At 42.6% G+C, this 11,621-nt stretch carries 8 protein-coding genes; 6 read left to right on the top strand and 2 right to left on the bottom strand.

Going from position 1 to position 11,621, the window contains the following annotated elements; translation table 11 throughout:
- Positions 1-52 precede the first annotated feature (52 nt).
- Both AC504W_RS21335 and AC504W_RS21330 read right to left on the bottom strand, forming a co-directional pair.
- On the bottom strand, positions 53-2,284 hold the full coding sequence (locus AC504W_RS21335; protein ID WP_494874221.1) for a glycoside hydrolase family 10-like protein: 2,232 nt from the start codon (positions 2,282-2,284) through the stop codon (positions 53-55).
- A 215-nt stretch (positions 2,285-2,499) separates the two neighbouring features.
- Positions 2,500-3,339, bottom strand: coding sequence for a prephenate/arogenate dehydrogenase (locus AC504W_RS21330; protein ID WP_494874220.1), 840 nt, complete (start codon positions 3,337-3,339; stop codon positions 2,500-2,502).
- Between the two features lie 121 nt (positions 3,340-3,460).
- Here AC504W_RS21330 and AC504W_RS21325 point away from each other — a divergent pair, with 121 nt between their 5' ends.
- The 6 genes from AC504W_RS21325 to tsf all read left to right on the top strand — a co-directional run bounded on the left by AC504W_RS21325 (position 3,461) and on the right by tsf (position 11,568).
- Positions 3,461-5,026: a pentapeptide repeat-containing protein gene (locus AC504W_RS21325; RefSeq protein ID WP_494874219.1), complete on the top strand. Its 1,566-nt coding sequence runs from the start codon at positions 3,461-3,463 to the stop codon at positions 5,024-5,026.
- A 43-nt stretch (positions 5,027-5,069) separates the two neighbouring features.
- Positions 5,070-5,663, top strand: a complete 594-nt coding sequence (locus AC504W_RS21320) for a DUF1517 domain-containing protein (protein WP_103124490.1) — start codon at positions 5,070-5,072, stop codon at positions 5,661-5,663.
- A gap of 68 nt (positions 5,664-5,731) precedes the next feature.
- Complete coding sequence (locus AC504W_RS21315; RefSeq protein ID WP_494874218.1) at positions 5,732-6,616, top strand: hypothetical protein; 885 nt, start codon at positions 5,732-5,734, stop codon at positions 6,614-6,616.
- A gap of 530 nt (positions 6,617-7,146) precedes the next feature.
- A complete protein-coding gene (locus tag AC504W_RS21310) occupies positions 7,147-9,513 on the top strand; it encodes a DUF2610 domain-containing protein (RefSeq protein WP_494874217.1) in 2,367 nt (788 codons plus the stop codon).
- A gap of 166 nt (positions 9,514-9,679) precedes the next feature.
- Positions 9,680-10,474, top strand: coding sequence for a 30S ribosomal protein S2 (gene rpsB, locus AC504W_RS21305; protein WP_494874216.1), 795 nt, complete (start codon positions 9,680-9,682; stop codon positions 10,472-10,474).
- Positions 10,475-10,623: 149 nt separating this feature from the next.
- Positions 10,624-11,568, top strand: coding sequence for a translation elongation factor Ts (tsf, locus tag AC504W_RS21300; RefSeq protein WP_494874214.1), 945 nt, complete (start codon positions 10,624-10,626; stop codon positions 11,566-11,568).
- Positions 11,569-11,621: the final 53 nt, after the last annotated feature.

Below are 11,621 nucleotides of genomic sequence, written 5' to 3'. Positions count from 1 at the left end.
ATCCAAAATTCAAAATCTAAAATTAGCACAGTCAAATTGCGCCACCACATCCTTAACTACGAATACGAAAACCCTGTTGCCCATTGATTGAATCAAATAGGACATCATATTTGTCAAAAAATCCAATGCCACTATTCACAAATATGGGATATTCTGCTTGTGGAGAAATATTAATATTCCATAGATTAAATCCGTCACGGTTGCCCGGTACTAGACTGTAGTCCAAAATTTTAGGGATAGCTACCTTCACAGCATTTTCCCCCCGTAAGCTTCCTGGTTTGAGTTTCCCTGCGAGGGAAGCTGATTTAAATTCCACAAAACTATTTCTGGCTCTAGTGTCAGTGACCATTCTGGTATTACAGTTATTTTTCATAGAACTGCCAGAGATAGTTAAACAAACTCCGATGAGCCGAGAGTCCCATCTATTACCAGGTATCCCATCTATTGCGGGTTGCTGTTTCAGAGAAGTCATCTTAAAACCTTCTCGATTCTTGGCTGTTAAACCAAGCGTGAGGCTACCGTTATTGTTACTACCACCATTACCTGTGACGATTAATCCGTTACTTAGATTTCCTGGAAGTTTTCTGAATGGATTGTAAGGAAGTGTTCGTTCAGAGTAGTTGACACCGATAATCCCAGAGAATGGTGTATTAGTTTTGGCAGAGCAATTTGGTTTTTGAGGAGTACATTTGCGGCTAGTAACGACCTGCACGGGAATAGGTTCTTCCGTGGCGATTAAACCTATCCTCATGGTGGTATAAACTAATTCTCCCTCTAAGATAGTCCCATCACTCAAGACTTCTTTGACAATTTGACCTGTTTTGCGGATGGGAGCATTGCCTAAAAATTCCTGGGGAACTCTTAAACCTGCTGACCCTGTATCTAATAAAACACGTTTTGGGCGATCGCCTGCCACAGAAACTTCTACAAAATAGCCTCGTCCTGGTTGACTAACAGAACCCTTTGTATATAAAGGAAATGTTAGCGTATCAAAAGTAGGCTGGCGGCGTGTGAATTGAGAGGTATCCCGCAAAACAGGGTTAGGAAAGACTGCTAAAAATCCAGCCTGTCGCTGCGCCACTGGTTCTGGTGCATAGTCCCAAAGACTTTCGTAGTAGAAAAACACAGCACCTAAACCACGTTGTTGCGCCGCCTGTACTTGAGACTGAATTTGTGACAAAGAAACTGGGCGATTTCGCAACCCTGCCATAATCCCTATCGCAGTAGGTATATATTGCTGTGTTTCTATAATTTCGGGGCGGGTAATTTGACTAGTAAAAGCTTCTAAATCATTACGGTAAACTTGCATAACAAGCTCGTCTACAATACCCAACCTTACCCAGTTGAGCCAGTCTTGGAGTTGAAACTTATAAGCAAAGTCATAGTAATTAGGAGAAACCGAGATAATGGCATTAGGCTTTATCTGCTTCACCGCTTGATTGAGTTTTAACATGAAAGCTGTGATTTTATCTGCCCGCCATTGCACCCATGCTTGAGCTTGAGGGTTAGTGGGAGGCGGATTTCCGGTTTCTTCTGTATATAGTTTAATCGTGTAACTGTCGTAACCAAAATCCACAGGCAAGCTTGTATGGTCATCAAATTGAATCCCATCAGCGTTGTATTTGCTAATAATTTCTACTACAAGGTCAGTAATAAATTTCTGCACTTCCGGGTGAAAAGGATTAAACCAAGCTACTTCACCCGCAGCTGTAATTGAGGTTTGTGTACCATCCTGCTTTTGCGTCAGCCAATTCGGATGAGCCGACGCTAGTTCTGAAGTCAAAGGAACCATGAAACCAAATTCAAACCAAGGTATAGCTAGTAACCCTTGGCGACGGCTTTGGGTAATAATGTCAGCAATTACATCTTGTCCTTCTGCACCCTTGAAGAAAAAGGGAATACCCAACTGTTGTGCTACCGCACTGGGATATTTTGTATAACCATCATTCCAGACTACGGGATAGACTGTGTTAAAGTTCAACCGCCGCAATTGCGCCATAGTTTCCTGTACTTTGGCTTGATACTTCATAATGTCGAAGTCATTATTAGTCAGCCAAACCCCGCGAATTTCTTGACGGGGTGACGAAGATATTTGAGCATTTGCAGGACTGAAATTGTTTAGCAGCACTACTGCGGTAAATGAGACTGCAAACAGAATCGGTAGAAAACGCTGAATTGACGGCCAACTTATCTGGATGAAAGGAGATTGCCTAAATGTAATTAATAATTTATTAACTACCCAAGCTTGAATTCGTATGCCTTTATAACGAAAATAAGTAAACATTAGTACGTAATTATATGGAATATACAAGGTTTATTTATAACATTTGATAGCTGCACCAGTTAAACTAACGCACATTTAGTTGATTGAGGCAAATGACGCAGTTAATAGTTGAATAGTGCCAAGTAATAGACTTGTCAGTATTTTGTGTATCTATGCAGAAACATGGAAACACAACTTGCGGGATAATTACTGAGTGTTTACGCCTGCAACGCTTCCTAATCTGTAAATAAAGGTCTTGTTTGTTGTGTTGATTGCAACTTGGCTTCTAAAGTTATCCAATCTTCCTGTTCAATTAAATTAATAAATTCATTGATATTTTGGCGATATTGTTGCAATGACCCTAACAATGCTTGGCGATTATAGTGTGCCATCATTACCCCTAATTCAGGATTTCCACCACCGACACGGCTAGTATCTCGAAAGCCAGAACTAGCTAAATTTTGAGCTAATTTTAAAACTTCTGGGTCATTTTCGCCCGTACAAGCAGTAATTAATGCTGCACTCACCATGACGGGTAAATGAGAAATCCAACTCACAGCACGGTCGTGTTGTTCTGGTTGACAATGGTAGATTTTAGCTTTCAGCGATCGCACAATTTCTTCTAAAATAGCGATCGCATCTTTGGGTGTTGTCGCATCTGGTGTAAGTACATAAGGTCTGTCAACAAATAAATTTTTTTGCGCCGCTTCTATCCCGCTATCTGCTGTTCCCGCCATTGGATGACCACCCACAAACCTTTCCCACAGCGGAGAAATTGCTTGGACTATCGGTGCTTTCACCGAACCAACATCAGTAATAATCGTAGCAGCAGAAAGATGTGTAATTAACTGTTCAACTTGGGGAACAATAAGGGCGATAGGCGTACAAACAAAAATAATGTCTGCGGCTGCTAACAAACTCATATCTACAGAGGCTTCATCGACACTACCAAGGGCTACTGCTGTTTGACAGGTAGATTCACGGCGACTTACTCCTAAGACATGATGACCTTGCGATCGCAAATCATAACCTAAAGAACCGCCTATTAATCCCAAACCTAAAATACCAATATTCATAATTGATTTTGTCAGCGTATTTTTCACTTAATATTCTGCATACTTTATCAACTAAGGAAACTAATTTAATTCTTTTGACTTTTGACTTTTAACTTTTAACTTATATTTATGGGTAGCATCAATGACTGTAGAGGAATTACTCGAACAATACGCAGCAGGGGTTACAAATTTTAGCGGTATCGAACTTTGCGAAGCGAACCTGAGTGGTGCCAAACTCAGTGGAATAAATTTCAGCGAAGCTAATTTGAGTGTAGTAAATTTGAGTGGAGCGAATCTCAGCGATGCTAATTTGAGCCATGCTAAGTTGAATGTCGCTCGTCTGAGTGGTGTCAATTTTGTTGGTGCAATCATGAATCATGCCAGTCTGAATGTGGCAAACTTGATTCGTGCTGATCTCAGCCGCGCTCAATTGCGAGGTGCTTCTTTAGTACGTGCGGAGTTAATTCGGGCAGAACTGAGCCGTGCTGACTTATTTGAAGCTAACCTCAGTAATGCTGATTTACGGGAAGCTACACTCCGCAAAGCCAATCTTCGTCGCGCTAACTTGAGCGAAGCTAGTCTCAAAGGGAGTTCTTTGGCTGGTGCAAATTTAGAAATGGCAAACTTAAACGCCGCTGATTTGCATCGAACAGACCTCAGCGGCGCAAATTTACGCGATGCTGAATTTAAACAGACAAATCTCACCCATACCAATCTTAGCGGTGCAGATTTAAGCGGGGCGAATCTTCGTTGGGCTGATTTGAGTGGTGCAAATCTCAGTTGGGCTGATTTAAGCGGCGCGAAATTGAGTGGTGCGAACTTGATGGGAGCCAACTTAAGCAATGCTAACTTAACTAATACAAGTTTTGTTCATGCAAATTTAACTGAGGCAACATTAATTAAAGCAGAATGGATTGGTGCAGACTTAACAGGTGCAACCTTAACCGGGGCTAAACTGCATTCCGCCTCACGATTTGGGCTAAAAACCGAAGGAATGATTTGTGAATGGGTTGATCTTAGTCCAAAAGGCGATCGCTCAATCATCCAAAAATTTGAAGCCGACGACCCAGGCGACTTTTTTAACGAAACACCGCCAACTATTCGCATTATCGTCGATGCCGCCCTTGAACCAGAAGCGAATTTTGCCCTCGCTGGCGCTTATTTCCACATCGCCCAAGAATATCGCATCATCAAACAACCGCCTAGTATGGAAATTGGTCGTCGCCGGACTGTCTTTACATTCCGGGTAGACAGCGATGAAGCTTTATTACCCACAGCTTGTCTGGCCATTCTCCCTTTTAGGGATGCCACTAGTACACACAAAAGCATTTACCAAGTGATAGAAATACTTAATCAAGAAAATGTACCCGAATTAGACATAAAAATATCCCATCGGGTGAAGCAATTGACCACCCTCATCGAACAAGCTATTAGTCATGCTCAGACTATTCGGCAAATGAAAAAAAATCTCGAATTAGCAGCGAAAATAAATTTCTTTAGAGCGCCTACGCAAACCATCTTGACTAATTCCAGCGCCCAGACATTGACAGTATACGATAATCCCTACTTTGGTAAAAAATTTATTAATCCCTCGCAACTGGATGCGGCATTTTTAGCAGATAAATCCAGTGAAATTTCCACAATTGCATCACTTTCGTTAAATATAGTTGTAGATTTTCTCAAAAGCTTTCACTATATCAATGAATAAGAAAATCTCTATGTTCCCAAAAACGGATTTTTGGAGGTAGCAAATGCGTGATACCTTTAATAGAATGGTTGGTCGGACTCGCTATGTAGTCTGTCGGTTGTTTATTCACTTAGGTGGGTCGGATATCGCCCCAATTTTAGGTGTATTAAATCATTCTGCAAGAGAAGCAATTGATGCTGATGGCGACTTGCAAGTTTTAGGAGAGGTATTAGTCGAACTTAGTGAAACTCTGCTGCGCTACGATGAATATTGGACTTCTGCTGCCAACGAAGGCGATGTATTTTGGAGCGAAGGCGAAGCAGGCGATTACGTTAACGAGTTATTTACTAACTCCGCCGAAAGATATGGTGCTGATATTGATTGGGACTCTCCCTCTGGTTTTGATGAACCCTTTTCGATTCCAGTTACACGTAACGTTGTAGTGATGATTACCGTAGCTTTTGAAGGTGAAGTCCCAGAGTTAGAAACCGACCTGGCAAATATTCAAGCACTAAAAGAAGGTTTAAGAGCCTTGATAAATTTGCAATACAAAAACAAATTCCGGGCGATTCAAGTACATTTTTCGCCAGCACAGTTAGGGGATGAATTGAGCAACGATGATTTGTTGCAATATTACCCAGAATTGATACCTTTGTAGATTGTTGGGTTGTCCGCACACCAACCATTTTCAGAAGTTGTTAAGCTCGGAGATAAGACAATACTGCAATGATCATGACCATATTACGTAAATTTACAGTTGTTGTTTTAGCCTTGAGTTTGTGCATAACAACTGTTGCTTGCGGGGGCGGAGAGCAAACTACTCCCACAGGCCGCAATGTTAGCCAAACTTCTACTGCCACCAGATTGAGTGATGGTCAGTATCAAGTACAACAAGCTACTTATGACGATAGTACAGGGGAATACACGCTATTTTTACTAAATAGTACACCCCCAACCTTTACAACCGAAAATGTGCAAATGGCACGGCTGACCGACGAAGAAATCAAAGCAGGTAAAAAATCTTACCTGAAAGTAGAAAACGGACAGCCAGCTTTATATCTCACAGAAGACTTCAAAATTGAGTACGTCCACAACGTTACGCAAACTCAAAATAATCCCCAAACGGGACAACAAGAAACAGTTGTCGTCAGGAGAGAAAACAGCTTTTGGTCGCCCTTTGCTGGTTCTTTAGCTGGAAGTATCGCAGGTCAAGCAATTGGTAGTCTGTTATTTAGACCCCAATATTATGTGCCACCTATGTATCAACCAGGCGGAGTTCTAACTGGTTTTGGTGGTTACGGTTCTACCTATGATCAAGCTGTTAGCAGTTACCGCAGCCGCTATAATGCGCCCCCCGCCGCTGTAAGAAATCGTACAGCTTTCCGCACTACAGGCAATATTAGAAGGACATATCCTAGTGGTTCTAATGTCCGCACTACAACTCCATCAAGAACTACCAACCGTCCTAGCGGTTCTGGTTTTGGTAGCAGTGAACTAAGACCATCTGGAAGATCTAGCACTACCAGACGTAATTCCGGTAGTAGTTTTGGCAGTGGCGGTCGGAGTCGAACTCCTAGCCGCAGCGGTGGTTTTGGTAGTAGAAGACGTTAATCAATTCAGTTAATGTCAAATTTGTGTAGGTTGTGTTGTAACTTGCTTCTCGAAGGATAAGCAGTGAAACCCAATCTACGCATTTTTTCTATGATTTTTGGGTAATTACAAAATTAAAAACTACACCAAACTCCCTTGAAAAATTTGGTTTGGGGTGAGATTCAATTCGGAAAAGTTGAAGAGATAATGCGTTTTCCGAATGAGTTGCCGCAGGCATCGCTATCCCGAAACTTACTAATCTGAGGGGCGATCGCCAAAAAATTTGGTTTTCCTAGCCGTGGTATCAAAGTTATCGCTAGATGTGCGCTCACCCCAACCTAAAGATTGAATTCATCCAGGTTCTGCCTCCACGTTAAAAATTCCGAAATATTTTCTGTGTTTAACGCCAGCTTGAGTATAATTACATAAATTGACGAAAGTAAGAGGTGTCGAGAGATTTTTGCAGGGGCGATCGCAGAAAGTTCAATAATTTCTCACCACACAACTTCATCGTTAGCTGGCTCCCCTGCTTATTGGAGATAAGATAGGCTATGCTTTTGTTTTCAGCCTGGAAATTGAAGTTGACTCCGTTGGCAATAGTACTTTCCCTGGCTGTATCAGGGGTATCCATACTACTATTCCCCATAGCTATTAATCAGTCTAAAGCCGCAGAAACAACTCCAGCACTCACTGGAATAAAACTGGGTGCATCAAAACGCTTTGCCTTAGTTGTAGGTATCGATGACTATCCTGAAGACCCTCTAAGTTTGCCAGTAAGTGACGCAAAACTGGTCAAGCAAGAGCTAGAGTCCGTTGGTTTTGAGGTAACATTAGTGATCAATCCAACCATAGGAGCTTTGACAGAAGCTAGAGATGGATTCGTCAGAAAGATAGATAGCTCTGGTGATAACGTCACAGCCTTATTTTACTTTGCTGGACATGGGGTGCAGTTTGACGGACATAACTATCTGATTCCAGCTAAATCTAAGCTTCTTTCTGTGCCAAGTAAAGCCGCCTATATTGATCAAGCGATGGATGCACAGCTTGGTATTCTGAACTACCTAAGTGAGTCAAAGGCTTCACAAGTAATCTTCGTCCTGGATGCCTGTCGCAATAATCCTTTCAATCCTGGGCATCGAGGTAGTAGAGGGCCTGCCGGACTAGCAAAGATGAATGTCAACCCTGATGGCCCCGACACTTTTATTTTATTTGCGGCTTCACCAGGTCAAGTTGCTTTTGATGGAGATCCTGGTGCGTCTAACAGCCCTTTTACTCAAGCCTTTGCCAAGGCAATTTCTCAACCAGGATCTTCATTACCAACTGTATACGAGCAAGTAAACGAGCAAGTGAGGAAAACCACGGATGGGAGACAGCGTCCCTATCAGGAAGGAGTGCTGTTTAACTTTAAGTTCCGTGAAGCTTTGGTAGCTCCGACAGTAGCCACTGGACAAACTCGGTTGCTGGAAACAGGATTGGAAAGAAATCAGTACGATATTGTTAAGGATGGCTACAAACTACTAAGGCAGACCTTAGCTAAAAAATCAATCAACGATATCCAAAAAGCTGCCGAGGGCGGAGACGCCGAAGCTCAGTACTTACTGGGAATTGCCTACAACGCTGGCGAGGGAATTGCTACTGACCCAGAACGTACAGCCTATTGGTTAAAACGAGCAGCAACCCGCGGTTTTAGTCGCGCCCAATTTGCCTATGGACAGCAGCTTTATTGGGGTTGGGGAGAGACAAAACCCAATAAAAAAGATGGATTTGACTGGTGGTTAGTAGCTGCTGAAAATGGTAACGCATCGGCTATGTTGGCAATTGGTGAAACCTATCTCTATGGGAGAGAAGGAGTTTCTGGGCAAGACTTAGCCAAGGCGGAAAAATATTTCAATCAAGCGCAATCACTTGGAGCGTTAGAGGCTGAAACCTATTTCGGCCGTCTTTATACCGAGAGGGCAAAAAAAGCTCAAAAAGCAGGAGACACCAAGACTTTTGCACAAGCCAGTGAAAAAAGACTAGCTTACTTTCAGCAGGCTACTCAAAAAGGTTCCTCCGATGCTATGTATTGGTTAGCCCAGATGTATCGTTATGGCGATTATGTCAAACTCGATTTGCCAAAAGCAATTGAGTGGTACAAAAAGTCCATATCTGCTGGCGATAGTGATGCCGCTATTGAACTGGCAAAGCTATATACTGATGAAAGTGCAACAGGATTAGGAAAACCACAGCCAGAGGAAGCAGCCAAGTATTTCCGTATTGCTATAAACCTGGGTTCCAAAACGGCTAGGGTAGAATTAGCTGACCTCATTAGAAACGGTAAGGTTAAGGTTACTCCCAAGACTTCTCAAGAAGCAATCCAGCTTTATGACCAAGCTGTTGTTGATGGTTCTTTGAGGGCGGCGGCTCATCTGTCAGATATTTATCTGAAGGGAGAATTGGTAGCAAAAGACAGGAAAAAAGCTGAACAGTATGGGCTAAAAGCTCTGGAACTAGAGACAACAACGAAACCAGATAGTGAAGATGCCTGGCCGATGTATGTACAGATTGCTTATACCAACCTGCTGAAGTTGTATAAAGTGGAAAAATTACAGCCTGCTAAACCCCAGCTAGTTAAAGCCATCGAGGATCGGGTTGGTTTGCTGCCCATAAACGATAAGATGAAGCTTCTGACTCGCTTTACTGTTCCAATAATCTGCGGAACGATAAAATCTCCTTTTGAAGTCTACGTGTGGGATTGGAAACTGGATGAACCTCCAACCACAGCCCAGTTTAATTGGGTAGAAAAAGCAAGAGGCTGTGAAGTTCCCAAGGATGTCGTTGAGTCATTTCAAAAGCTATATAAGATTGCACGCGAGAATAATGTTTCTTTCCGAGAATTGTCTATTTATGCTTTAAGTAATGCCAACCAGAAGAAGTAGAGACTAAGCAACTACCTCTATCAAATCATTGCTTTTATTCACAATTAGCATAACTGTGTTACCCTAGTAGAGTTGTCTAAATTCCGCACATCCAGGAGTTCGGGTGTTTTCTTTTAGAGAAAATACACCTGGGTGGAGGTTTAACCCGAATAGGAGTTAAGAATATATGCCAGTCGTTTCATTGGCTCAAATGATGGAGTCAGGTGTTCACTTTGGACACCAAACCCGTCGCTGGAATCCAAAAATGTCGCCGTACATTTATACTTCCCGCAATGGTGTACATATCATCGATTTGGTGCAAACAGCCCAGTTGATGGAAGACGCTTACAGCTACATGAGAACCCAAGCCGAGCAAGGAAAAAAATTCTTGTTTGTCGGCACAAAGCGTCAAGCAGCCGGAATCATTGCTCAAGAAGCATCTCGTTGTGGCTCTCACTATATTAACCAGCGTTGGTTAGGTGGAATGCTCACTAATTGGGCAACCATTAAAACTAGGGTAGAACGCCTCAAAGATTTAGAACGCCGCGAAGAAAACGGCGCTCTTGATTTATTGCCGAAAAAAGAAGCTTCGATGCTGCGTCGGGAAATGGCAAAGCTACAAAAATACCTGGGTGGGATTAAAACCATGCGGAAAGTCCCTGACGTGGTAGTAATTGTAGATCAACGCCGGGAATATAACGCAGTTCAAGAATGTCAGAAACTGTCCATTCCCATTGTGTCCATGTTGGATACTAACTGTGACCCAGATGTTGTAGATATTCCTATCCCCGCAAATGATGACGCTATTAGATCTATTAAGCTGATAGTTGGCAAATTGGCGGATGCAATTTATGAAGGCCGTCATGGTCAGCTAGATGCAGAAGAAGATTACGAAGATTACGAAGGTGGAGAGGAAGATTACGAATACGACGAAAGTGACTACTCTGACTCGTTAATTCCCGACGACGAAGAGGAGGAATAAAGGATGAAGAATGAAGTTCTGAAGTATGAAAAATAAAACTTCAGACTTCAAACTTCAGACTTCAGACTTTCTTCTGTTCTGAGTAAGATAGAAATACTCAACGCCCGTAAGCGATAAAAACTCTAGGTCAAGTTAGGAATTGAGGCAACATGGCGGAAATATCTGCAAAACTCGTCCAAGAGCTACGCCAAAAAACTGGTGCCGGCATGATGGACTGTAAAAAGGCGCTGAAAGAAAACGACGGCGACATTGAACAAGCTACAGATTGGCTACGGAAAAAGGGTATCACTTCTGCGGGTAAAAAAAGCGATCGCATCGCAGCTGAAGGTTTAGTAGACACCTACATTCACCCTGATGGTAAAGTAGGCGTACTACTAGAAGTTAACTGTCAAACCGATTTCGTTGCCCGAAATGAGGCTTTTAAATCTCTAGTTAAGAGTCTTGCACAGCAAGCTGCTAATGCCGATAGTATTGAGTCTTTGCTGACTCAACCTTACATCGAAGATAACAGCGTTACTGTAGATGAATTTATCAAGCAAACAATTGCTAAACTCGGTGAAAACATCCAGGTACGCCGTTTTATCAACTTCGCATTACCAGAGGGTACACCAGGAGTAGTAGATAGCTATATCCACACTGGTGGTCGTGTTGGGGTGCTGGTTGAGATTAAATCCGCCACTGAAGCAGCTGCGGGTAACGAAGAATTCCAAAACTTGGCACGGAACGCTGCTATGCAAGTTGCAGCTTGTCCCAACGTTGAGTATGTCAGCGTAGACCAAATCCCTGCTCCCGTTGTCCAAAAAGAAAAAGACATCGAAATGGGCAAAGACGATTTGGCAAATAAACCTGAGAACATCAGAGAAAAGATTGTTCAAGGACGGATTGACAAACGTCTCAAAGAAATGACCTTGCTCGATCAGCCTTACATCCGTGACCAAAGTATTTCTGTAGAAGAATTGGTCAAGCAAGTTAAGGCTAAAGTCGGTGAAGAAGTAGACGTCACCCGCTTTGTGCGCTACATCCTAGGCGAAGGCATTGAAAAACAAGAAACTAACTTTGCTGATGAAGTTGCGGCTCAAATCGGAGCTAAGTAATTTGGTCATCAATGGTCAATGGTCAAGGGTCAATAGTCAAAATTCATCACTAT

The sequence above is a fragment of the Nostoc sp. C96 genome (assembly GCF_059384975.1).
The sequence above is the reverse complement of the archived record's forward strand: the minus strand, read 5'-3'. Positions and strand labels throughout refer to the sequence as shown.